This window comes from Rhizobium altiplani (assembly GCF_001542405.1).
Taxonomy (GTDB): domain Bacteria; phylum Pseudomonadota; class Alphaproteobacteria; order Rhizobiales; family Rhizobiaceae; genus Rhizobium; species Rhizobium altiplani.
Map to the genome: position 1 here is coordinate 1 of NZ_LNCD01000073.1, position 23,657 is coordinate 23,657.

The window sequence follows — 23,657 nt, forward strand, 5'->3', positions numbered from 1 at the left end:
GGCGTCGCCGAACGGCGCACTCATACCTATGTCCGCAACGGCACGACCTCCCTGTTCGCCGCGCTCGACGTCGCGACTGGCGCCGTGATCGGTCATTGCTACAAGCGTCACCGAGCGACCGAATTCCTCGACTTTTTGAAGCGGATTGACGCCGAAATGCCCAATGGGCCGGACGTGCATCTGGTGATGGACAACTATGCCACCCACAAGACACCAAGGGTCAAGGCCTGGCTCGCGCGCCGCCCACACTGGCACGTTCACTTCACGCCAACGTCGGCATCCTGGATCAATCAGGTCGAGCGATGGTTCGCAGAGCTGACGCGAAAACAGTTGCAGCGCGGCGTACACCGTTCCACTGCAGAACTTGAAGCCGACATCGACGCTTTCATAGAAACCCACAACGACAATCCCACCCCATACAAGTGGGTCAAATCCGCCGACCAGATCCTCCCGTCGGTCAAACGCTTTTGCCAGAAGACAATGAACCGAACTTCAGATTCAGGTGACTAGCCGCAAAGCTTCGGGAGATCTCGACCATGGACGAGGAGCGTCCCTGGGCACTGCCAGCGCGCAAGCAGACCATGTAACTGGCGCTGGCGCGGCATAGCAGGATCTCCGCGATTCTCAAGACGCTTCGAGCGCGTTAATTTTATTGGAACCCGATCCGGGGACTTCATCCGATATGCGCCACCGCAAAGGCCGGACGCATGGCTTGCACCCGATCAGAGCGGCATCACGGATTTTATCTCTTGCAACAAACTGTCGCTCCATACATGAGACCCGTAAGTTTAATCATCTAACCCCGGGCTTCGAGTCCGCTGACGCTCGCTTAATTTGCGTCGATCGCCTTCCGATGCATTAATCTCATCACGCGCTGCGTTCGATCCCATAGCAGCGGCCGGTTCGTGCAACGAAGTGCCTTCTGACTTGCGAGGGCTAACGGTAACGGGGTCAAAACCTAGCCTCTCCTCGTCATCTACACCATCTTCCATACGACTAGTTGCAGCTTTGGTATGGCTGCCTTCTCCAGCCACGTACGCTGTCCACGCCGACCGGTAGTCATCGAACGCCCCCAAAGAGCGGCTGTCCTCGTTCGATCGCTGTGACCTTTCAGGAGAGACATTTTCGTCCCGAAACACTTCGTTGCTACTAGGCGAGGACGTTCGGCTACTTAAGCCTTCTGTCCCTGATGCGGGCGAGGGTTCAGATTGCGTATCGAAGAACGGATCATAAGTGACATCCGCTCGCCTCGCCTCGGCCATACCATCAATGCGTATCAGCGTTCGATCTCGCTTTTCTCTTTCCAACTGATGGGAAAGCAAGTCAATATTGCGCCCGATATCCTCAGGCATCCACGCGACCTCGTCCCTCGACCGATCTTGGAATAAATGGTCTATCGTGCGCAGGCGCTCTCTAATTCCCTCATACAAATAGCCAACCTCATCAATCAGCTCTCTTGCCTGCTCAGACGTGAACGGGATGGTGGGTCGCAGCTGTCTGGGTACGCCGCCTTCCCGCGCTCGAAGGAACCGAAAAAGCTCCTTTGATTTGTCAACGGCATTTAAGCTCTCAGCGGTTGTTTCACCGGTACCAGTCCAGCAGAGCCCCTGCTGGTATGGAGCGAAGGAGGTAAACTTCTCAACTCGTTCAATCAGCAAGCGCCGCCGATTGAGTGTTGGCTGGCCCGGGTCAATGTGCTCATCAATGATAAGGCCCACAGCGCGGAAATGAGTTTGAATCTCCGGACAAAAGACCGCCGGCTCATGCCTATAGATCCCTTCAGCAATGCACTCTCCGATATAGGCTACCGCCCGTTCTCGAGCCGCTATAGCGTCACCGGTATCCCACATGCGACTGGTGTAGTTGGCCCAGCGTGTCTTTAACCTTGCTAGCTTCGCTAGTGCAACGAAGGTATCCAGACTGCCCTTCGTGGAAAACTCGTTGTTCATTTTCAGCTCGTCTCTTCGGTTGCTAAGGAAGCGTCTTCAGCCAAACCTCGAGTTTGGCGGTGAGTTGGCAAGACCGTGGGGTTTTGCCGTTTCGACCGGATTTTCCGCTGTCAAGCGTTCGCAATCATGCCATTGGCGCAGGTCTTATCTTTGCTGGAGCGCAATGATCCGTTCCAGCAACTGCTGCTGTGCAGTCAGCGCTTGAACCATTTCAGCAGGTACACCTGATTCTGACGAGGCGCCGGCGGCATTGGCGTTATCATCCACGTTGTCCATTTCAACAGACCCCTGGCCAATGCCAATTCCAACTGCAACGCTATCATGTTCGTCATTCATGTTACTGCTTTGCTGCGGAGTGGCTTCGTTATAATTCACGGTTGAATCGACGTGACTCGGTTCTCGCGCCGCCGTGACGTCGGCCCGAAGACTGAGGTTTTGGCTACCTTGCTCAACCCCTTCTGAAAGCATCAAAGATGCGGGTTCTGGGAGCGGGCCGATTTGGCGTTCGAAAACGCGCTTCAGCGTACGATCGGAATAATATCGCACCTTCCGGAGTTTAAGAGGCGGCTGCCCCTTAATAAGGACGATTTCACTCTGATCGTCGAGCAGACGCATTTGTTCAGGGCGCAACAGAGGCGCCCCTTGCTCGGATATCTGGATGTTATGATCGAACATACGGGCCTGACTATATGAGGTCGAACGAGCCTGGAACGTATATTCTCCAATAGCTTTTGAGATATAGGTCGGCGTTTCGTCGTCAGCCGTAGCCATAAATACTTGAATTCCAGTGTTACTGAGAAAATTTTGCTTGCCTGCCTCATCATAAGTGCCCGTCAACGCCGAGAGGCTTTGAATAATGAACATGAAACGGCCCTTGTAGCCAGCGATGGTTGTGATTGCGGTTTCAATCGCCTCAAGCTTGCCTAAGTGCTTAAACTCGTCGAGGAGAAATAGAACTTCATGCCGCTCGTCTTTGCCTGGCAACGATCGCTGGAGTATTGATACAACCTGCTGAAAAAAAAGGCGCATCAAAGGCGCGACGACCTCAAGGTCGTTAGGACTGACACAGAGATAAACACATGTCCTCTTCCGACGCAGATCGTGGACAGAAAAATCTGATCGGCTTGTAGCTGCTTTAACGAGCGGATCGGCCCATAAATTAAGTCCACCGTCGCCAAGCACCGAGGTATAGGAAGTCAGAATTTTTGTGTCATTGCCCGCCATATTATCGAAGATGCGCTGAGCCTCTTTGTTTTGACTCTCTTCCGCTAGCTGCGCAAAAAGTTTGTACTTCTCACCAGGTTGAGCGAACAGGTCGTAGACGGCACCAATCGTCGGTGTCCCGCGCTCAATGCAAGTAAGGATGCCCGCAACAAAAAGGTCTCGTGCGCCTTCGATGAAGCTTTCAGCTCCCTTGCCCTTGGCTGTTACGAGGTTTGCTGCAAGACGGCGAGCCTCGGTGAACTGGCGCTCGGTCGGTAAAGCCGAAATATCCAATACCGGATTGTAGCAATGAGTTCGTCGCTCCGGATCAAGCGGTGAGAATTTGAAAACGGCGTCGCCATTCGCTTTGCGTGCCCGGGAAGTCAGTTCAAAAAGCTCACCTTTGACGTCGAGGGCTATCACTGAACCCTTGAAGGTTAGGAGCGTTGGAATGACGACGCCCACGCCTTTGCCGGCCCGCGTTGGAGCAACAACAAGGCTGTGGGCCTGGCCTCCGTTCGACAGATAGCTACCGAACCAAAGGGGGCCACACGTCTTGCCAAATATTGGCCCCGTGAGCCGACCGTAACGTTGCAGGTAACCGGCATGGCGCATTTCGCTAAAGATCGCCCAACGAGCTGTTCCGTGATGCTCGCGATTGCGTAGCGTTATGACCAGTTGGATCAATAGCACAATCCCCGACGTGGAGAAGACAATTGCCAATCCGCAATAGAAGACGGGGGTCGAATAACCTAAGTAGAGGGGGGTCTGGAACCAAAAGGCGAGGACGCTAAACGTCATCATCGCTTCGCCATTGAACCCTTGGCGAAATGTTACGTAGAAACTTGCCGCACAAATACCAGCTGCCAGCGAACATATGATGCTTAGTGCCAAACGTTGAGGGGTAAACTTGCTCGAATTCATCACTTCCCCGAGGTTATCCGATCAATCCCAAAACTCACATCGAGTGTGTGCTGCAAATTATCCAGCCTTTGCCGTCCGTAACCTGCGCAGGACCGCCATCCTTATCCGCTCATCGTGCCGATCTTCTGAAATGTCGGGCAGCATACTAGTATTTCACAGCTTTGAGGCAGTTGAGACGGACGTGTCCCTATCGTTTCTGCAAGGATCGATTGATTGTGCGGGGACGGAGGTCGATGCAACTGCACGCCCTTCCTCATGCCAAGCTCCACGAGTGGGAAGAGCCAATCGTTTTTGAGCTTTTCATTTGCCATAATTCAGTTCTTTCCTATCTCCCCTTGCCGCTGGGTCGATCCCGACTGCCCCCATCTCTTGCACGTTTGCGTTCGTTCGGCTCTCCCTCGTCTTCTTCATACGGACGCTTCGAAGGGGTGCCTCGTGGTTGCTCGACGTCGTCCGTAGCGCACAATCTTCTATCTGCAGTGCTGGCTCGCGCCTTTTTCCGCGACGAAGAAGGTCGAGGCGTTTCGGCCTGCGGCATAAAGGAATCACCACAATAATCCTGTTCCTCGGCGTTGGCCTCAGGCACAACCTCCGCGCCCTTCAAACTCACGCGTTTTGCTTCCCTCGGCCCTGCCTTGTCATCTTGAGGACGTTGTGAACGCCGGCGCGAGTCGCGCACGCAGCCACCGGTTTCGTTCCTGAACGCAGCAGGCTTCTGCAGACGAACCTGCGGCTCATCCTGCCCATCGCTGTCTCGATGCACGCCCTCCGGTCCGCTCACTGGTGCTTCAAGTGGCGATGGATCGAAAGGTTGTCTGAGTTCTGGATGATCTCCACGCTCTGACGACGGCTCCGGATCTGAATCCTGGAAACGGATCTGGCGAACCTGCTCCCGCTCAAGGCGCCGATATTCGGCATAGGTGATCGGACGCTCGGTAATCCCACGTTCTCTTCGCGAACTTGCATCGAGGATAATGCCGTGGCGAAACGATATCACGGCCATCCTTTTGCGCATGTCCTCATAGTTCAGTTGGGGATGGCGTCGAGATATCTTCAGCCAATCATGTCCTAAAAGTTCGCGACGATTGACGACGACATGCAGGTGTGGATGATCGCGGTCTATGTGAAAGGCAGTAAGATAATTGTAACGGCCACCTCCCTTGCCTGACCCAAACATCTCGGCTGCCCACTCCCGGCTCGCTGCATGAGCTGCCGCCTGGTTTGTACCCGCTGGGAAGCTCACGATAATATGGGTGGTTAACTCCTGTAGCCTTTCCTCGTCTGGCTGACTTTCGTCGTAATTTCCAGTCTCATGAACCCAGCTTTGGGCGAGCTCGTGGATTTGATCTGGCAGTAGGGGAATATCGAGATGTCGGGCTGAACGCTGCAGCTCCAGCTTTCCTTTCCGTGATAAATATTCTAACTGGTTGATCAATTGTTGAACGGTCCTAGTTCCACCTCCCGGCACAATGCGAATAATAACTTGAGCTCGATCGGGCATCCAACATTCTCTCCAGTAGCGCTCTTGGTGCTAAAAGGCGTCTTTGAGAAGTGAACACCCATCTATCCGTCGCCTGGATACCGACAAAATGCAACGGAGCAATCCGTCAAGATCAGCAAAAGATTTACCGAACGCCATACGTTCAGCGCGCAGGGCCTCTAAGTCTATTCCCGGATTTTCAGCATAGGTAGACATTAGCGCTGCAATATTGCTCGAAAGCGATCCTATTGACTGTAGTATGGCCTCCATTGTTTGACGACTTTCGGCATCGATTTCAAGGAAGCCGCCAATGCGGCGCACCGCAATTCGGATGGCCATGCTATCGGAGAGCCCAAACAAGCGTGCTCGGTGAGAAAAACTCTCATATTCGGCCAATCGCAATCGCGTGCTCACAACCTTGAAACCTTCAACTTTCACACGTTCACGCTGATTTATAGCAATGTCATTTGAAGTGGGCTCACTGCCTTGCGACATAGCTTCCTCCATAAAAGAACGGAACAGTCTGCACCTATCCCGCGGTGATTTTTCTGCGTTAGGGGAGATGAAGCTTACCTTACATAAAACAAACCAGAATACATAAGGAATATTCTCTTATATTGTTACGTTTGCAATTATTCTATAATATCAGTGAAATATTGCATCGGCTATTTTGCCTTATATTAACAATTGCAGAATCATACATACAAACGAAAATACAGACGCGCTTCTCTCTCAAGACATCGGCAGGATAAGGATATGCAACTTCTGACATTTTGCTCGCTCAAAGGAGGTGCCGGCAAAACCACAGCACTTATGGGCCTTTGCGCCGCCCTTGCAAGCGATGGCAGACGAGTGGCTCTGTTCGACGCAGACGAAAACCGGCCGCTAACGCGGTGGAAATCAAACGCTCTACGCAACAACACCTGGGCTTCTTCTTGCGAAGTTTACGCCGCCGACGAAATGTCTCTTCTTGAGGCAGCCTATGAGGACGCCGAGCTTCAGGGATTTGACTTTGCGCTGGCCGATACACACGGCGGTTCAAGCGAACTCAACAATACGATTATTGCGAGCTCAAACCTGCTTTTGATCCCTACTATGCTGACTCCGCTCGATATCGATGAGGCTCTGTCAACCTACCGTTATGTTATTGAGTTGTTGCTGAGCGAGAACTTGGCAATTCCGACAGCTGTATTGCGCCAACGTGTCCCGGTGGGTCGACTTACCACCTCACAGCGTGCGATGTCAGACATGCTCGCAAGTCTTCCAGTTGTGCAATCTCCTATGCACGAGAGGGACGCCTATGCCGCGATGAAGGAACGTGGCATGTTGCACCTCACATTGCTGAACATGAGAACCGATCCAACGATGCGCCTCCTCGAGCGAAATCTCAGGGTCGCGATGGAGGAACTCATCACCATCTCAAAATTAATTGGCCGAGCACAGAGCTGAACATGGCAATTCGCAAACCGGCTTTGTCCGTCGTAGAGGCCAGGCAGCTTGCTGCCGTTCAAAGCAAGGTCGTCGATCGTAATTTGTCTGCTCCCGCGCAAAACTCGATTCTGTCTCAGTTGGCCGTCGAATCGGCCGATCGCCGATCTCCCACCACCATCGCCAAGCGTCGCCACAGCCCCGATCCACAATCCATACCCACCATGGATGCCCTCAGTTCGATGGTAGCTCCGGCAAAGATCCAGGTCTTCCTCTCAGCTCGGCCGCCCGCGCCTGAGGTATCGAAGATATACGACAACCTGATTCTGCAATACAGCCCTTCCAAATCGCTGCAAATGATCTTGCGACGTGCGCTGGACGACTTCGAAAACATGCTTGCGAATGGATCGTTTTGTACTGCCCCGAAGAGTTATCTGATCCCTCAGAGAACCTCCGGGAAGTCAATCATTGTTCAAACCTCCCGCATGTTCCCGGCATTGCTGCTGGAAATTGCTCGCAATCATTTTGACCCATTGGGATTGGACAGTGCCCGGGCTTTTGGTCACAAGCTGGCCACGGCTGCACTTGCATCCTTCTTTGCTGGCGAGAAAGCTGGCGAGAAAACAACGAATAAGTGATCTCTTCAAAGAGAGGACTTATCCGATTGCCACTGCATTGTGGTCGGAAGTAGTAAGGAAAAGTAACCCAACCGCGATAGGCGATAGTACCGTCGGCTCACGTTAGAGCAGATCCTGTTCAATCCGGGTCATAACCTGCAGCCCTGAGGTAATTTGCGCATTCCTCCTATGTGAAGCAGGGGATCAATGTGCCGACGGCATCCCATAGAGCATCAATCTCTCGCTCCGCCCGAGCCCGTAGCATGGCTTTCAGTTTGGAGAATGCGTTTTCAATTGGATTGAAGTCTGGGCTGTAGGGCGGCAGAAACATGAGCTTGCGCCGGCGCGTTCGATGGCGCCGCGCACACCTGCTGTCTTGTGGGCCGGAAGGTTGTCCATGACAGCAATATTGCCAGCCTCAAGCGAGAGAGCGGAGGCGCTCAAGCGTCTCCGCTACTCGCCAACAACAGGAATTGCGTGCTGTCTTTTGGTAGAGCACGAATGGTGCGCTCATCATCTCACAATGTTGGGATGACGCTATTTAAGCGCCAAGCAACAGATCAGCATCACGGCAAACCATATTTGCGGATTTTGTCGTGCAAAGTCGCCTTTGGCATCAGCAAATCCTCGCTAGTGCGGACGAGGCTATTGCCGTTGACCGCCGCCAGATCGACCTTGGTCGCAGCGACAACGCGGCAATCGATGGGGATAGGCGTGTTCGATCCAAGGCGCTCCAGCGTTCGCTCCTGCAGCACCCTGAGTAGCTTCACCTGCATGGCCATCGGCATGCTCTCGATCTCGTCGAGAAACAGCGTGCCGCCATTGGCGTGCTCGATCTTGCCGATCCGGCGCTTGACTGCAACGGTGAAGGCGCCCGGCTCATGGCCGAAGATCTCACTGTCGAACAGGTTTTCAGGCATGCCGCCACAATTTATGGCGACGAAATTGCCGCTCCGTCTCGGGCTGGCATCGTGCAGGCAGCGCGCAACGAGTCCCTTACCGGTTCCAGTCTCGCCATGGATCAGTACATCCGCCGCGCTGTTGCCGAGCTCGCCGATGAGGTGGCGCACCGGTTCCATGGTGGAGGAATCTCCGATGATACGGCTTGCGGTCAATTGTCTTCCCTGGAGCTTCCTACGTAGTTCGTGCACCTCCAGCGTCAAGCTGCGCGTCTCCAGCGCCCTCCGCACGACCTCGACGAAATAATCGGGCGAGAAGGGCTTCTCGATGAAGTCGTGGGCTCCGTCCTTCATTGCTTGAACCGCCAGCGAAACGTCGCCGTGCCCGGTCATCAGGACGACCGGCAGGTCGGCCGCAGGAGATCATGCATGAGCGCCATACCGTCGTCGCCCGGCAGGCGGATGTCGGTAACGACGATCCCTGGAAAGTCGACGAGGATGAGCCGCCGCGCCTTCTCGGCGCTCTCCAGCGCTTCGACATCCATGCCTTCCAGTTCGAGCGTCTGCTGAAATCCAAGGCGGACGTTCGGCTCGTCCTCGACGATCAGGATCTTGATGTTGTCGCCCATTTCGTTTCTCCGATAGCGGGTGCGGGAAGAACAACGTTGAAAACTGCGCGGCCCTGAGTGTGGTTCGCCCCCGTCAGCGCCCCACCGAAATGATGCATGATTTCCGACGAAATGGCCAAGCCGAGCCCCAAGCCCCTGTTGCTTTCCTTCGTCGTGAAGGGGCTCGAAGAGGTGCGCCCGCACGTGTTCCGGCAGGCCCGGCCCGTTGTCATGGACTTCGATGACCGCGCGTTCATCTTCGCGCCAACTGCGAAGGCGCAGAGAAGGCGACACTGTGTTCTCGATCGCGTCCAGCGCATTGGCGATCAGGTTGACCATCACCTGTTCCAAACGGTTGGCATCGCAGAGCGCAATAATCTCGTCCGCTCCGATCTCGTGAGACATGGCCACAGCGATCGCGCGGATTTCGCCGATTGGGGAGAGCACCGTCAGGGACCAGCCAGTGTCGCCCATCGGGGCGGTCTGCGCCAGAAAATTGCCCGACAGCAGCCAATCTTTCGCGCGTGCGCTGCTCCGCTTCGTCAGGAATGTCGAGCGCGCTTTCCCACTTGGCGACGACCGTGGTGGCGATCGCATTGCCAAGCACGTTGGTAGCGGTGCGCCCCATGTCAAGGAAGTGGTCGATGCCCCGTGATCAGGAGCACGCAGGCCTCAGGCAGGTTGAACATCGGCAGGACGGCAGCAACGACGACCAACGCGGAGCGCGGCACGCCGGCGATGCCCTTGCTCGAAACCATGAGGACCAGCAACATGACGATCTGCTGGTCCATGGTAAGCGGCAGGACGAAACCGATGATGCGCTCCTTCACGCCGAAGTCTTCCAGCTTCTCCGTGACACGCGGATAGGCCGCTTCGCTGGAGGCGGTAGAAAAACCGACGAGCATCGGCTGGCGCACTTCCCGCACCAGGCGGAACACGCGCGTGCCGAGCACCAGGAAACCGGCGCCGACCAGCACTGTCCAGAGCACGACGAGCGTCGCGTAGAAGCTGCCGACGAACTTGGCGAGACTTGTGATCATGTGAAGAGTCGCCAAAGCCAAGTCGATTCTCACAAGCGGCTCAATCGCTCCCACTTCCGAGTGAGCCACCGCTTGTTTGCGCAATTCATCGGCGCTGCCCGAGGCGAGCGGCGCTGTCTCATGCAGCGACCAACGCAGACTTGCAAAATCGATCCTTCCCCGGCTTGCTTTTTGGCGTCCAACAATGGGAAGGCATTCTTAACCCTCCCCTGCCTTCCGGCTGTCTCGATGCTCGGCGTATCGAACCAATCTCCGTTTCACTTCACCGGCAGGAAGACGACACCTCGGGTGTCCGAACACGGTGCTCAGACCGGCATGCAAACGATCGAAGGACACGTACACGCCATCGGAGAACTGATCAAACACCCACAGTACGCCATGCATGTTCACCCTCTCAGCGGTTGCCAGCTCGCGTAGACCTCCGTCACCGGTGAGCAAGGTCCATTGACGGGACTTCGCAAGCGCGAAGGCAAACGTGTCAGGAAATGACAGGCGTGCATTCTGTCGGCGCACATCGACTGCGCGACCGAGTTCCGCGGGCGTAAGGGCTTCGACACGCAGCCCCAAAGCCACCAGCCGATCGCCGAGCTCGCCGGCTAATTCCCGTTCGTACAAAAGATCCGGCACAGCGAAGCCGAAGGGCAGGAGGAACATCTCCTCGAGTAGTTGCGCCCTCTCAAGATCGATCAAGACGGAGGTATCGGAGACGAGGATAGGCACGGATCAAGCCGCCACCTGATCCAGCCTTGCATCCAGCTCACGAACGGAAATGCCGAGCAATTCCGCAGCCCGGGATTCGCCGATCATACCTTCCGCCAATGCCCTATAGCAGAGCCGCTCGAAGCGCCTGGGTTCCTCAAGTTCCGGCTTCATCGTCTCTGGCTCCTCGAATGGCTCCGTTCTCCATCCGCGCTCAGCGAAGACTTTGAACAGGCGGGCGAAGGCGGCTTGGTTGATGATGCCCAAATCCTTGCACCGGTAGGCCAAAGCCTGGATGCTTACTCCGAAGCGTTTCTTCAGGGCGACGAATTCGCCGATGCTGATCGACGACCTGTGGGCGCCGATTTCAGCGCGCAGCACATCGGCCGGCATGAGAAAAGCGCCAGCGAAGCGGTGCGCGGCCTTTTCCTCGTCCAGGCCCTCGCAAGGCGCCATGACCATGTGACCAAGCTCGTGGGCGAGATTGAACCGCTTGCGCTCGGACCATGTACTGCGCTTGACTACGATCACACGCGCAGTCGCCCGTCCTCCGCGTCGAACCTCGGCGGCAAGACCGTCGATATCATCGAGGTCGAGCGACAGGACCTTGACGCCCCGCTCTTCGAGCAGCTCGGCAAGCTGCGGGATGGGATCGTTGCCGAGGCCCCAGTCGTCACGCACGGACCGTGCGGCGTCCTCTGCGTCACGCAAATCTGCGACAGGGTGCGGGGCGCTTCGCGGTTGCTCCCATTCGACGCTTCGCATTTGCAGAAGGTCCTCAACGGCGAGATAGCGCTCGAGCATGTGGATCGCGCGCGCCTTGAGAATAGCCTCCTCTTTGGCGGACGTTCCGACCTTTTTTCGGAAATCCACGCCTTCCAGTTCGAGCTCGTCTTCGCTCAGCAGATAATCCTCTGAGACATCAAGCGCCCTTGCAAGCCCGATCAGCACACGCGAGCTCGGCATATCCTCATTTCTTTCGTATTTGCCAATGGCCTGCGCGGAAACGATGCCGCCCATCGCATCGGCGAGCGCGCGCAGCGACAGGCCCGACGCCAACCGGGCTACCTTGAGCTTGTTTCCGATCATTGTGGCTTCCTTCTGATTTGCAGTTTCCAAAACTACTTCTATTACAAATTTTGTAAACTGAAATCCCTTGAAACTGCCTTTGCGACTGTTTACCTTGGGCAAGCGTTGGTTGGATCGTTCCCAATTGTAAACTGGAGCTAGCGTATAATTGGGCGGTCATGGCGCAGCCCGAAAGGCGTCGGCTGGAAGGGGTTAGCAATGCCGTTGAGCAATACCGAACTTCGATACTACGACAGCAATGTTCTGCGACTGCCGGACGACAAGCGCAAGGAATATCATGAGCAGGTGGACCGCCTGATCGTTGAACTATGCAAGGGTGTTCGCGACAAGACGGAGATCAAGATCACCAAGGTCGGCCGGTTCTTTCGCAAAATTCACGATTCTGCGAAAAACCAGCGTTGATCCAGTGGATGTCGATGTCGTCTTCTATATTGCCGGGCGCGACGCCAGCAATCCATGAATAGCCTGAACACCATCTACGATTTGTTGATCAAGATCTATCCGAACAAATCAGTCGAGGATTTCGAGATCCCGCGCAAGGCGGCGACGGTTACTTTTGTCGGTACCGGCCTGAGCGTCGATATCGTCTCTGTGATCGAGGATGAGAACAGGCCGGGCTATGGTTGGCAATTCAGGACGGCTCGAAGGTCCAGACCTGCCCTGCCAGATCCACCCCGATCATCGTGTCTTTCATTTTGCCGTCTTCTCCGTCCTGAGGCTACAACCACATCATCTTGGCATATTGCGATGCCGTGAGGGGAGGACGGCAACCACCCCATCTTGTTCTGGCCCCGAAAAGCAAAAACTCACGTTTCGCGAATGGATCCAAATTAAAACCGGCTTGCCCACCCTAAGAAAGCTTGGCATGGTTTATCTTGATCATGGAATACGAGCGACTTCGCGCCCTCTATCATGCGCAATGTCCGAAAAACGATTCGACAGGAGAGATCTGCCATATGGCCGCGCTGAAACTGAGGGAACGCTTTGAGTTTGATGTGCTGAAGGGGGTTGAAGAGAGACTGGCTTATGCGGTTGTCCACTCGTTGGCAAACAACGGCCACGGTGACATCGGGAGCTGCGGTGTGGCCGAATTCGATTTGATCGATTTTGCCGAGGCATCGGACTGGCCTTCCGGTGAAGCTCTGCGCCGGCTAAAAACTCTCTCGCTTCCAATAAGCGGTCTTCTGTAACGGGCCTTGAGTCAATCCCTTGTGAGCTTAATCCCTCGCCGAGTGCTTCTGTCCGCAGTCGGCGCTTGGCCGCTGCTCTATGGGGTCTGCTGAGGACCGGCTGGCCAATCTAAGTACGCGCAGTCACCTGAGTGCTGCTTGCCGCTTAACGGCCTAACCCATCCATCGTCCCGGCGAAGGGACCTTGCTCCGGGGGGCTGATGGCAGTGCCCGCCGGAAACCTGTGTTGTTGTCTCCTTCCGGCTCAGGCGGCCATGGCTGGCGTCGCCTTGTGGGGAATGAAGTTGGTTCCGTCCCTGAGCATGTGGTGCAACACCACCGCCAGCTTACGGGCCAGCGCAACACGCGCCTTTCTGGGACCCGCACGTCTGGCGACCGCCAGTGCCCAGCTCTTCAGATCCGAGGGTTTGACCGGCCGGGTCAAGATGACGTTGACCGCTTCGTAGAGCGCGGTTCGTACGCCCACATCGCCGATCTTCGAGATGCGACCACTGTAATCGGTCTCGATTGATACTTCTTCGGCGTCAATCCGAAATGCGGCCCCACCGCTCGTGATGAGCGAAAACGCTCCGGCGCATCGACGGCCGACACGAATGTCAGCGCCACCAGGACGCCAACGCCGGGCGTCGTCATCAGCCGCCGTGCGTTATCGTCTTGGCGGGCCATGGCACGCAGCTTTCGGTCAAGACCTGCAAATTCGTCCGCAAGTGCGTCGCGCACCTTCAACAGCGACGCGGCGATCGCTTCCAAGGTCGGATGACCTTCAATCAGCTCGCGGATGCGTGCCGCATAGGTGCGCCGCGTCGTCGGCCCTACCTTGAGGCCAAAGCCGCGCAGAATGGCCCGCATGCTCATCTCGATGTCGTGAAGCTTTCCCTGGATGAGCTTGCGTGCGGTCAGCAGCGCTCGCACCTCCTGGGCCGGAAGAGATTTGCAGTGGACCGGTCTGAACCAGCCAAGCCGCATCAACTGCGCAATGCCCCGCGCGTCCTTCTTGTCGGTCTTCACCGGCATCGTCTTGAAGGCCGCACGCACGTGGCGCGTCTCGATCAGTTCGACCGCCAGACCAGCTTTCGTCATCCCGGCATAGAGCCACTGCGACAAGGGGCCGGCCTCAAGACCAATTCGTTCCATGGCCACACCGTGCTCGGCAAACCAGGCGATCAGCGCATCGGGCTCGCTCAGCACCTTTGCTTCACGCACGATGCGGCCATCCGCATCCACCACGCACACACTTGAGTATTCCAATGATACGTCGATGCCGGCATACTGTCCCATGGTCGTCTCTCCCTAATGCTATGGAACAGGCCAAAAACCTGACTCCGCGACACCATCATTGTGAGGGACGACCACCGGCCTTTCAAACCTGGCTGGCTGGGCTCCGCCCGTTACACCATCTATGCGTTGAACACGAAAACGTCGTCTTATTCGCGCTCGCGGGTGCCGACTAAGCCGGATTCGCGCACCTCTACAAGAGCCGCGGTTTCGAAGGCATTCCTCCGAATTTGCCGAAAGTCGCTCCGCGTTGTTGGCGGATCTGAGATCGAGTACTTCGGCCGTATGGCCTAATGTCCAATTTGCAAAACATACGCGCTAAAAGGAAGAGGCTGTGGGCGGCTTGGTATTGGAGAACCATTGGGAACGCATCGTCCTGACCTCCATCAGGGAGTTCTTTGACTCGGAAGACCACGCGGCCACAGTTTGGACCGGTTCCGATGGTGATGCGGCGAGAGAGGCCGCATACGCTGCTCTGCGCCGGAGTATGGTCGCAAGTATATTTCTGCACCACTTCTCCGAGGTCGCGGTGAACCGACAGCATCTCGCAAAGCAGAGATCGACGTCCAACTTGACCGCGGCAATGCGGACGGGGTTCTCGTGATTGAATGCAAGGCCAAGAACGCCAACGCTCGTGTCAGCGAGGCCGATATTCGGAAATGGTATGGAGACCGCGTTCCACTGATATATTCAATCCTTACCAACGGCGGAACCTACAAAGGCAAACCTTTTCGGTTCGAACTCTGGAGCAACGGGGAATTTTCAGCTTCCGGCCTCAAGTGGCTTGCCGAACAGCCTCTCGTGATGATTGGGTATTCTGTAGGCTGGCGGGATGGAAAGGCTTTGAAGCAGTATGCGGACAAAGCAAAAAACACATCACTGTGGACCATGCTCAACGACTACTACTTCCACAGCCCCTTGAGTCGGATAACAGGCAATCGGGTTTAATGAGCCGCTTGCTCAAGACCCTAAATACCCATGCGGGCGATCATATCGGCATCAAAATACGCCTGCCGATCCTCTGCGTTGGTTTGCCGTAGAGTCCTCTGGCTGACGGTAAGGAACAGATCAAGCATTCGGTCGTGGGCCTGTTCCGAATAGCGATCGGGAGTTTCCCGGGTCTCATTTACGAAAGCAATCAGGTGGCGCAGATAGATGAGGGGATTGCAGAAATCGCTGATGTCGTTCCAACCATCCGTTAAGCCTTGAGCCCGGACGCGGGCGCTTATCGTTTGGTCGCACACGCCCCACAGACGAAATGCAGGTTTTCAACTCTGTTGTGTCCTTTTTGGCCGAGAACCATGACGCCCAGGTTTTCTCCTCCCACGCTCCGTTTTAGAAGGTCGGTCCCGCAGATTTCGCAGTCGAGCGGCTGGTACTTGCCGAGCAAAGGATGGATCGGCCGCAACGCAGTATGACTTGTTGGAAGGTGTTTTAGGAGCACGCCGGATAGTCCGACGTCATGGAAGCCACTCTCGATATGAGATCCGTCGTATATCTTGAACTCTGCGATTTTTCCCTGATCGCGCAAATCCTTAAGGCGTTCATTAAGGCGGCGCTCGCCACCGTGGAGTAAAATCCGATAAACCCATCTGCTTTGTGTTGTGCAAGGCGATCGGTGATGTTGGTCTCGTGTTCTGTACCAACAGCCTTGCCACTCGTCGCATAGTGCTTGCAACTTACCAACCAGGTGAAGCTTCGCGAGGCGAGCTTGCCCTTAAGCGTTTCCTTGACGAGGATATCCCGGCCGCCGTCAGGGCCACGTCCGGGAGGCACATCGACCACAAGTCCGAGCGCCAGTAGGTAATCATGGGCAAATGCTTCCATTCGTCGCCGTCGCTGATTTCCGTGTAGTCGATCATCACTATTCTCTGTGTCCCACCATTAGCGTGAAAGACGAACTCTCAGCCTGCGTGCTCTTTCGCGGAAAGCTTCCTCGCCACCCTCAAGAATGTCGCATACCTGCCGCCGGATATCCGCCGATTCGAGCCCGCCCGAGGTGTATGTAATAGGGGGCATCTGGCCATGAGAATGATTGCCGCAATGCGCAATGATGATCTGGTCCGCATCCGTATTGATCACCAGGTTAGCATTGTGGGTCACCATAATCACCTGCCGCTTCTGCTTTGCGGCGAGGAATAGACCAACCAATTCACGGTGGATCGACTGGGGGTCAAGGTTTTCTTCCGGATGGTCGATGATCAATGGTCGGTCGTCCAGATCGTCAAGCGCCAGATAGAGGAGGAGTAGGACGATGCCCCGCGTCCCTGGCGATAGCTTTTGAATGTCGATACCGTCATAGTTTATGCCGTACTGTATGGTGATGTGATCCGTACCGTAGATCCAACCTGCAAAATCCTTGAGCCATGACCGATACTCAACGGTTTCCCCTTTTGGGACGTCGGAATGGGCCAGTCACTCTTCCTGATATTCGTCCAGGAACTTACCCATCGCCGCTTGCGCCGCCGTGGCATCGCCATTTTGCCACGCCGGCAGCAAATTTGTTCGGCCAAATCCCGGAGGGACACCATCTACTCCTTGCCGGTTTGCGCCGGCGTTCCAACCAGATCTGCTGTGGCTTTTACTTTCGGATTTCAAATCGGAAAATGTCATACAGGCGTTAGGTTTAGACGCTAAATCGGTGTCGATTTTTCGCTAACGATTTCAAATGAAGCCCCTTGCCAAAGCGATTTCACGATCGAACCTTGCCGGCGGATCGCCCGATCTCGGACGAGCAGTGGTCGATGGCGCGTCGCATTGCCCGCGAGTTGGACAAGATCCTCGACGGTCGCGGCCCGAGGCAGGCTACCATCACGCGCGCGGCGGCTGAACTGCGCCTAACCACACGGCAAATCTACAATCTCCTCGCCCGATATCGCGCCGATCGGACGGTGACGGCCCTGCTGCCTCGCACTGCGGTCAGTCGGCGCAAACGGCTGTCGGAACAGATCGAGGAGATCATCGCGACCACACTTCGGGAGAAGTGGCTGACGCTCGAGCCGACCGGACTTGCTCCCGTGGTCGACGAGATCCGCGCGCGCTGCGAGGAAGCCGGTCTTGCCGTGCCGTCCTATGTGACGGTCGCTCGACGCATCCCGGTCTTGTTTTCGCCTGAAGAGATCGCCAAGAAGCGTTCGGCCAATCCGAAGCACTTTTTGCGGCTGAAGCCGCGACCCGGCTATATCCATGCGCCGCACCCGCTCGCCGTCTGCCAAATCGACCATACGCCGACCGATATCAATTTCGTGGAGGTTGTTGACGGGGCTGGTGTGTTCGTCGGCCGCCCTTACCTGACTGTCATCACCGACGTGGCGACACGATCCATCCTCGGCTTCTGCCTCACCTTGGAGAAGCCGTCGGTGCTGTCTGTCGCGCTATGCCTCGCCCAGGCCATGTGTCCGAAAGACGCATGGCTTGCCGCGCGCAATCTCAATCACGCCTGGCCGATGTTCGGTCGACCGCGGCTGCTGGTCGCGGACTCGGCGATGGAGTTCAAGGGGCATGCATTCCAACAAGGCTGTGAGGATTACGGCATTCGGATCCGCCCCCGCGATCGTGGCAGGGTCCATCACGGCGGCGTGGTTGAACGGCTGTTGGGCAAAGTCAACGGAGTTCTCGCTACCTATCCGGGCTCCTCGGGGCGTTCCGTCGCCCACCGCGATGAATATCCATCCGAGCGGCGCGCCTGCCTGAGCTTCGCCGATCTCGAGCGCTGCGTCGCGCTGGCCGTGATCGATCACAATCTGCAGGAAAATTCCAAGACCCTGAAGGTGCCGCTGACCGAATGGCAACGCAACGGTTCGGCATTGCCGGTCTTCGGCGACGATCCGCAACGCGTGCTGCTGTCGTTTCTACCAAGAACGGAGAGGCAATTGTCGCCGCAAGGGATCAGCATGTTCGCCCTGCACTATTATTCGGCGTGGCTGGGCGTCTTCGTTCCAGAGCGGGACCGGCTCGGAAAGCTCGAGGTGCGATACGATCCCCGCGACATCAGTCATGTCTATGTCCGCGACCCGGAAACAAGACAGTTTCGGCCGGTCGAGCGACGCGATGGCCAGTTGTCGCCAGTGACCCTATGGGAACATGCGGCCGAGCGCACCCGTCGGCGCACAACCAATCGACGCTCAAACGTCGAGAAGGTGGCGGTCCGCCGCGAGATCGCAGCCATAGCGGAGACCGCAAAGGCTTCCAAGCGCCAGTTGCGCGACGCTGTCCGCAGCGCACATGCCGCCACAGCGGACAAGCCTTATGCGGTCATGCGGCCGCCGGCGCCTCTACCGGCAGAGCATCCGCCGCGCCAAAAGAGCCGGTTGCCGGTCGAGGATTGGTAGCCATGTCGGATCATTTGCTCGAGCATGTCCGGCCATATCTCGGCCGTGATCGGGAAGAGCGGATCGCCTATATCCGCGCACCCCGTTGGATCGGGCATCATGTCGCCCAGGACAGCCATCGGCGGCTGGCCGAGCTCCTGGAACGACCTCCGTCTTTGCGAACCCAGGGGCTGATGTTGGTCGGCCCCTACGCCAACGGCAAGACGATGATCGCCGAACGCTTCGCCGTCGAGCACCTGAGAGCCGCGCCCGCGCAAAAAGTCTGGATGGTCCAGACACGCGAAGGCGCCGGCCTCGGCCATTTCTATGCCAGTATTCTGCAGGCGCTGCGCGCTCCCGGCGGCGATATGTGGGATGTCGGTCGCAAGGCGGAGCAACTCGACCACTTGCTGGAGAGCCTCAAGCCGAAGGTGCTGATTCTCGACGAGTTCCACAATGCGCTGCGGGGCCGTGCCCGCGACGTCGAAGCCGTCTTTGCCTTCCTGCGGCGGATCGGCCGCCAGTACGACATCTCGCCGGTGCTGATCGGCGAGGTGGCCGTCTGCGATTTCATCAACGCCACCAGCGAGATGGCGAGCCGCTTCGAGCTGGTCGCGGTCCCACGCTGGCAGTATGACGAAAACTATCTCATGCTGCTCGACAGTCTCGAGGCCGCATTGCCGCTGGCCAAAAGCTCCGATTTGTCGAACGAGCCGTTGGCGCGTCGGATATTCAGCCTCTCGGAAGGCTTGATCGGCGAGATCGTCACCATCGTCACCAAGGCGGCCGTCGCGGCGATTGGATCCGGAACCGAACGCATCAGCAAGGCCAGCATCGACGAGCTCCGCCACGTGCCGGTTTCTAAGCGGCGCAACGCGGCTCTGCGCGAGAGCCTTCTATGACGACGGTCGACGCGCCTGCACCGACGATCAGCATCCGTGAACACTATCGTGACGTCGCGTCCGACCGCTGGCCGGTCACCGTCGTGCCCCAGGCAGACGAGTTGCTGTCGAGCTGGCTACACCGGCTTGCACATGCCAATGGTGTTCCGCCGCGAGCCTTCGCTCGCGTGCTCCGGCGCAATGCGGTAATGTGGTCGCCAGCCCTTGATTTCCGGCTGCCGGGTGAAATCGCAAAGCTGCTGAGCGCCAACACCGGTATCGCGCCCGATGAGCTGGCGGCGATGATGTTGCCGCACGCCCTGCCGAGGCAGCTTCTGCTGCCGCTTCGCAACGGCGGACATCGGACAGAGTCAACCTGGCTGCAGTTTTGTTCTTACTGTCTCGCCGAGGATGCACAGCCCTATTTTCGGCGGAGATGGCGACTGGCAACCCGGGTTTCATGCTCGAAACATAGCTGTCGATTGCGCGACCGATGTCCGTCCTGCCAAAGCTGCATCGCGGTCTTTGACCAAGCTGAACTGGTGCCGCAACATTACTGTGCCCGCTGTGGCTACGACCTGCGTCGCGCATCGAGAATTGGCATCAGTCCAGCGGCAAGACAACTCGATCGCTGCATCGACGACATCTGTCGATTGGAAGGGATGAGAAATACGCCATCCAGCCGTTCGCTCATTCGACGCCTTTTGAACCTGCCCGATGGCATCTATTCGACGGCGAACCTGATCAGCCTGTCCACGGCGGCACGGGCGCACTGCATTGCGTGGGCAGCAAACCGACCGGACGACGACTGGCTGACGGCCGGCGACGAAACGGCAGCCGCGCAGTGGCGACTTCTGATCTTGGCGGCGAAGGGCCACCGGAGGCTCATCGAGCGTTTTGCGGACTGCCTCGAGAAACGAAGAGAACTCCGGGAACGCCAGGCTAAGACGACTGTCCAGCCAAAGCCCGTGGACGTGGCCGCCCTGCTCGGAGCGTATGCGCGTGTGATGGAGCGTGGTCGACGTCGTCGATCGGCGTGAGACAGGCCGAAACATAGCTCTTGGATGAATCAGTCGTTCTCCGATGCTTCGCTCTCGCGCATCGGCAGTGCATCCCCCTCGAGCGCCTGCCGGCTGAGCAGTCCCGCGTCCTCCAACCGTTCGAGGTCGGGAAGATCGCGTAGCGTCTCGAGGCCGAACGCCGACAGGAAATGCCTGGTGGTCACATAAGTATAGGGCGCGCCGGGTGTCGGGCTGCGCGGCCCGGAGCCAAGAAAGCCGGCGTCGCGCAAACTGGCGATCGTGTCGCGGCTCACCTCTTTGCCGAACATCTTCGACAGCTCGCCGCGGGTCACCGGTTGCAGGTAGGCGATGGCCGCCAGCACCGCGGCTTCGTGCTCGGACAGCGACACCGGAGACGACCGCGTCGGCGCCTGCGACGCGCGGATCGCGGCCGCATAGGCCGAGCGGCTTCGGTGCTGCCAGCCGCCGGCGACCGTAACGATGTCATAAGGACGCGACCGCAGGTCCTCGCGCAGATCATCGATGAGCAGCTCGATGCTGCAGCTCTTTCCGACCACCCGCGCCAGCGTCTCGCGGCTAACCGGTTCCACGGCGGCAAAAATGACCGCCTCCACCCTCAGCATCCATTCGCGCCAGCGCAGCTCCGGCGGTAGATCCTCAAGTTCCCGGTCATAGAGGATTTCATCCTCCGACCTCGATTTCCTTCCTCGATGTGTCCTGGTTGCCCCCGATCCGGTCATCGTCACAATCCAAAAATCCGGAAGGACGTGCGGCCGGAGAGTTCGCGCACCGCGCCAAAACTCTCGAGCCGCTCGAACAGCCGCGTCGCCGCCCAGCGGGAAAGATCGCTGCCGGGCGCGGAAGCCGGCACGGCATCCTCGTCGAGCAGCTTTTCGAAGACGACACCGGCGCCCTTCGTCCGCACCTTCGGCGCCGCCGCCAGCAATGCCTCGGCGCGCCGGCCGATGTCATTGGCCTGCCGCAGGGCCTCGGTCGTCCCTGACACGAGCGCCAGGCACACTGCCCGCGCAAAGCCAGGCTCGCCGGACCGCACCCGTCCGCGGCCGCCGATCGTCTTAAATGCGGCGCCATAGCGTTCGGCCATCAGCAGCGGCACGCCGCACGCCCAGCCGAGTTTTTCCGCCAACAGCCGATCGGCCAACCACCAGGCGAGGATTTCAGCGTCGGGCCGGGCGGCGCAGATTTTCGCCACCAGCTCGGCGACGGCGAAGGGTGCTGTGCGCGGCGACTGCAGCGCGGCGTCGAACAGATCGGCGAGCTCGTCCAGGCCGTCGCGGCGCAAGCCGATCAGTGCCGCCAACCCCTGCAGAACCTTGCTGCCGATCGTCCGCTTCTTCGCCGCCAGCCTTTGGAAGGCCAAAACCATTGTGCCGGCCGGTCCGGGATCGTCGTCGGGTGTGGTGAGCAGCAGCGCATCGCGCAAGGCCGGTTCGCTCTCGGTGCGGCCGATCAGCTGCACCGCCGATTGCGCGCATCTGAGCGCCAGCCGTTGACGCCAGCAGCCGGCCCAAGCGGGTTCGGTGCGCACCAGATCGTCCAAGGATTTCAGGGCGATGCCGGCGGCGAAGGCGGCGTCCGCCTCACCCAGCTCGCCGCCGCGCGGCAAAACCCAGGCCGGCAGGGGCGGCACGGCCGTGGGCGGAACTGGGGTGACGAGAGGCGAGCGGGAGCGCGAATCCATGCTGCCGAGCATAATCGAAGCGTGCAGTTTATGCCATGCGGTTCTGCCGAAACCGCACGGCCCGTCAACACTGTTTTATGTCCGGTAACCTTCCATTACCGGACATAAAGTGATAGCATCCCGAACCATGGAAAATCCCCCGGCAAACACGCCCAAAATCGACGATTCTAGCACCAACGTCGTCGATCCCGGCAGCGAATTGGGCGCTTCACCTCCCGCCCCCGGGCCGACACCCCGTGTCCCGGCGCGGCTGGAAGCCTTGGTCGAGACCGCGACAGCTTATGCCAACGCCGCCAGTTCCGAAAACACCCGCGATGCCTACGCCAAGGACTGGCGGCATTTCACCGCCTGGTGCCGCCGCGAAGGTTTTGAACCGCTGCCCCCCTCAAGCCAGGTGATCGGCCTCTATATCGGCGCCTGTGCTTCGGGCATCTCTGCCGAAAACCCGAAACGCAGTGCCCCTGCCCTCTCGGTGGCGACGATCGAGCGACGTCTCTCCGGCCTCGCCTGGAATTTTACCCAGCGCGGCGTGCCGATGGATCGCACCGACCGGCATATTGCGACGGTGCTCGCCGGCATTCGCCGCAAGCACGCCAAGCCGCCGCGACAGAAGGAGGCCGTGCTTGGCGACGACATCAAGGCGATGGTCAACACCCTCGGCCACGATCTGAGGGGCCTGCGTGACCGGGCCATCCTGCTCCTGGGCTTCGCCGGCGGCCTGCGGCGCTCCGAGATCGCCGGCCTCGACGCTGTCCGCGACGACAAGAGCGATGGCCATGGCTGGATCGAGATTTTTCCCGACCAAGGCGTCCTGGTGACGCTGCGCGGCAAAACCGGATGGCGCGAGGTCGAGGTCGGCCGCGGCGCCTCCAGCGAGACCTGCCCCGTGGCAGCCCTCGAGAGCTGGATCCGCTTCGGCCGGATTGCGCGCGGCCCCCTCTTCCGCCGCATCTTCAAGGACAACAAGACGGTCGACGTCGAGCGGCTTTCCGACAAACATGTCGCCCGTCTGGTCAAGCAGACCGCACTCGCCGCAGGCGTCCGTTCCGATCTTACGGAAGGGGAACGTGCGTTGCTGTTCTCAGGCCACTCGCTGCGCGCCGGCCTTGCCTCCTCAGCCGACATCGAGGAGCGGTATGTTCAGAAACAGCTGGGTCACGCCTCGGCGGAGATGACGCGTAAATATCAGCGGCGGCGCGACCGCTTCCGCACCAATCTGACAAAGGCGTCAGGGCTTTAAGAGGCCCCTCCCCTCGCCCGGCATGAAATCGTTAGGTCAAAATTGCGTGCCGGATTTTCAGCTTAGCGCTTCAATTGAAATCGGGAAGCAAAAGCCACAGC

Annotated in this window: 23 protein-coding genes and 3 pseudogenes; 10 read left to right on the forward strand and 16 right to left on the reverse strand. The window is 58.1% G+C overall.

Annotation, left to right across the window (positions count from 1 at the left end; genetic code table 11):
- Positions 1-510, forward strand: a 510-nt coding sequence (locus AS026_RS16300) for an IS630 family transposase (protein ID WP_131815325.1), incomplete at its 5' end; no start/stop codon positions are given.
- Between the two features lie 278 nt (positions 511-788).
- Here AS026_RS16300 and AS026_RS16305 read toward each other — a convergent pair.
- The 4 genes from AS026_RS16305 to virD1 form a co-directional block, all read right to left on the reverse strand.
- Positions 789-1,949, reverse strand: a complete 1,161-nt coding sequence (locus AS026_RS16305) for a hypothetical protein (RefSeq protein ID WP_028749267.1) — start codon at positions 1,947-1,949, stop codon at positions 789-791.
- A gap of 144 nt (positions 1,950-2,093) precedes the next feature.
- On the reverse strand, positions 2,094-4,076 hold the full coding sequence (gene virD4 / locus AS026_RS16310; protein WP_007538682.1) for a type IV secretion system ATPase VirD4: 1,983 nt from the start codon (positions 4,074-4,076) through the stop codon (positions 2,094-2,096).
- Positions 4,077-4,401: 325 nt separating this feature from the next.
- A complete protein-coding gene (locus AS026_RS16315; RefSeq protein ID WP_028749266.1) occupies positions 4,402-5,577 on the reverse strand; it encodes a relaxase/mobilization nuclease domain-containing protein in 1,176 nt (391 codons plus the stop codon).
- Between the two features lie 30 nt (positions 5,578-5,607).
- A complete protein-coding gene (gene virD1 / locus AS026_RS16320; protein ID WP_062370596.1) occupies positions 5,608-6,051 on the reverse strand; it encodes a T-DNA border endonuclease subunit VirD1 in 444 nt (147 codons plus the stop codon).
- A gap of 261 nt (positions 6,052-6,312) precedes the next feature.
- Here virD1 and AS026_RS16325 point away from each other — a divergent pair, with 261 nt between their 5' ends.
- Both AS026_RS16325 and AS026_RS16330 read left to right on the forward strand, forming a co-directional pair.
- Complete coding sequence (locus AS026_RS16325) at positions 6,313-7,005, forward strand: conjugal transfer ATPase VirC1 (protein WP_007538688.1); 693 nt, start codon at positions 6,313-6,315, stop codon at positions 7,003-7,005.
- A gap of 2 nt (positions 7,006-7,007) precedes the next feature.
- On the forward strand, positions 7,008-7,622 hold the full coding sequence (locus AS026_RS16330) for a conjugal transfer protein VirC2 (protein ID WP_007538689.1): 615 nt from the start codon (positions 7,008-7,010) through the stop codon (positions 7,620-7,622).
- Between the two features lie 166 nt (positions 7,623-7,788).
- Here AS026_RS16330 and AS026_RS40040 read toward each other — a convergent pair.
- The 6 genes and pseudogenes from AS026_RS40040 to AS026_RS16350 all read right to left on the reverse strand — a co-directional run.
- A pseudogene (locus AS026_RS40040) lies at positions 7,789-8,027 on the reverse strand (transposase); the annotation flags it as partial.
- A gap of 140 nt (positions 8,028-8,167) precedes the next feature.
- Positions 8,168-8,893 carry a sigma-54-dependent transcriptional regulator gene (locus AS026_RS16335; protein ID WP_202902635.1) on the reverse strand — a complete coding sequence of 242 codons (726 nt, stop codon included), beginning with the start codon at positions 8,891-8,893 and terminating at the stop codon, positions 8,168-8,170.
- On the reverse strand, positions 8,893-9,705 hold the full coding sequence (locus AS026_RS43425) for an ATP-binding protein (RefSeq protein ID WP_007538695.1): 813 nt from the start codon (positions 9,703-9,705) through the stop codon (positions 8,893-8,895). Before AS026_RS43425 ends, AS026_RS16335 begins: the two co-directional genes overlap by 1 nt.
- A 32-nt stretch (positions 9,706-9,737) precedes the next feature.
- Positions 9,738-10,148 carry a dicarboxylate/amino acid:cation symporter gene (locus AS026_RS16340; protein WP_028749265.1) on the reverse strand — a complete coding sequence of 137 codons (411 nt, stop codon included), beginning with the start codon at positions 10,146-10,148 and terminating at the stop codon, positions 9,738-9,740.
- 198 nt (positions 10,149-10,346) lie between these two features.
- On the reverse strand, positions 10,347-10,868 hold the full coding sequence (locus AS026_RS16345; RefSeq protein ID WP_007538697.1) for a PIN domain-containing protein: 522 nt from the start codon (positions 10,866-10,868) through the stop codon (positions 10,347-10,349).
- Positions 10,869-10,871: 3 nt separating this feature from the next.
- On the reverse strand, positions 10,872-11,936 hold the full coding sequence (locus AS026_RS16350) for a helix-turn-helix domain-containing protein (protein WP_028749264.1): 1,065 nt from the start codon (positions 11,934-11,936) through the stop codon (positions 10,872-10,874).
- Between the two features lie 198 nt (positions 11,937-12,134).
- On the opposite strand from AS026_RS16350, the gene AS026_RS43430 reads away from it, so the two are divergent.
- Together AS026_RS43430 and AS026_RS16360 are read left to right on the forward strand one after the other, a co-directional pair.
- Complete coding sequence (locus AS026_RS43430) at positions 12,135-12,338, forward strand: hypothetical protein (RefSeq protein WP_007538701.1); 204 nt, start codon at positions 12,135-12,137, stop codon at positions 12,336-12,338.
- A 554-nt stretch (positions 12,339-12,892) separates the two neighbouring features.
- Positions 12,893-13,126, forward strand: coding sequence for a hypothetical protein (locus tag AS026_RS16360; RefSeq protein WP_007538704.1), 234 nt, complete (start codon positions 12,893-12,895; stop codon positions 13,124-13,126).
- 244 nt (positions 13,127-13,370) lie between these two features.
- Here the strand turns inward: AS026_RS16360 and AS026_RS16365 are convergent.
- Positions 13,371-14,404, reverse strand: a pseudogene (locus AS026_RS16365) (IS110 family RNA-guided transposase).
- A gap of 597 nt (positions 14,405-15,001) precedes the next feature.
- Here AS026_RS16365 and AS026_RS16375 point away from each other — a divergent pair.
- On the forward strand, positions 15,002-15,349 hold the full coding sequence (locus tag AS026_RS16375) for a hypothetical protein (protein WP_007538709.1): 348 nt from the start codon (positions 15,002-15,004) through the stop codon (positions 15,347-15,349).
- Between the two features lie 486 nt (positions 15,350-15,835).
- Here AS026_RS16375 and AS026_RS16385 read toward each other — a convergent pair whose 3' ends face one another.
- From AS026_RS16385 to AS026_RS44570, 3 genes and pseudogenes are all read right to left on the reverse strand, one after another.
- The gene (locus tag AS026_RS16385) at positions 15,836-16,228 is read right to left on the reverse strand and encodes a restriction endonuclease (protein ID WP_007538715.1); all 393 of its coding nucleotides are present in this window, start codon (positions 16,226-16,228) and stop codon (positions 15,836-15,838) included.
- A 57-nt stretch (positions 16,229-16,285) separates the two neighbouring features.
- Positions 16,286-16,780 (reverse strand): annotated as a pseudogene (locus AS026_RS16390) (AAA family ATPase); the annotation flags it as partial.
- A gap of 36 nt (positions 16,781-16,816) precedes the next feature.
- On the reverse strand, positions 16,817-17,014 hold the full coding sequence (locus AS026_RS44570) for a hypothetical protein (RefSeq protein WP_131815326.1): 198 nt from the start codon (positions 17,012-17,014) through the stop codon (positions 16,817-16,819).
- A gap of 131 nt (positions 17,015-17,145) precedes the next feature.
- On the opposite strand from AS026_RS44570, the gene AS026_RS16395 reads away from it, so the two are divergent.
- From AS026_RS16395 to AS026_RS16405, 3 genes are read left to right on the forward strand one after another with little or no spacing between them, the layout of a single operon-like run.
- Positions 17,146-18,732, forward strand: coding sequence for a Mu transposase C-terminal domain-containing protein (locus AS026_RS16395; protein WP_235777076.1), 1,587 nt, complete (start codon positions 17,146-17,148; stop codon positions 18,730-18,732).
- A gap of 2 nt (positions 18,733-18,734) precedes the next feature.
- On the forward strand, positions 18,735-19,613 hold the full coding sequence (locus AS026_RS16400; RefSeq protein WP_028746973.1) for a TniB family NTP-binding protein: 879 nt from the start codon (positions 18,735-18,737) through the stop codon (positions 19,611-19,613).
- Positions 19,610-20,632, forward strand: coding sequence for a TniQ family protein (locus tag AS026_RS16405; protein ID WP_028746974.1), 1,023 nt, complete (start codon positions 19,610-19,612; stop codon positions 20,630-20,632). The genes AS026_RS16400 and AS026_RS16405 overlap by 4 nt, the downstream gene beginning before the upstream one ends.
- A gap of 29 nt (positions 20,633-20,661) precedes the next feature.
- Here the strand turns inward: AS026_RS16405 and scpB are convergent, their stop codons facing one another.
- Both scpB and AS026_RS16415 read right to left on the reverse strand, forming a co-directional pair.
- On the reverse strand, positions 20,662-21,354 hold the full coding sequence (scpB, locus tag AS026_RS16410; protein WP_051321166.1) for an SMC-Scp complex subunit ScpB: 693 nt from the start codon (positions 21,352-21,354) through the stop codon (positions 20,662-20,664).
- A 2-nt stretch (positions 21,355-21,356) separates the two neighbouring features.
- Positions 21,357-22,316 (reverse strand): DUF1403 family protein, encoded by a 960-nt coding sequence (locus AS026_RS16415; protein WP_028748909.1) that lies wholly within the window; start codon positions 22,314-22,316, stop codon positions 21,357-21,359.
- A gap of 127 nt (positions 22,317-22,443) precedes the next feature.
- Here AS026_RS16415 and AS026_RS16420 point away from each other — a divergent pair, with 127 nt between their 5' ends.
- Complete coding sequence (locus AS026_RS16420) at positions 22,444-23,556, forward strand: tyrosine-type recombinase/integrase (RefSeq protein WP_028748910.1); 1,113 nt, start codon at positions 22,444-22,446, stop codon at positions 23,554-23,556.
- The last annotated feature ends 101 nt before the right edge of the window (positions 23,557-23,657 follow it).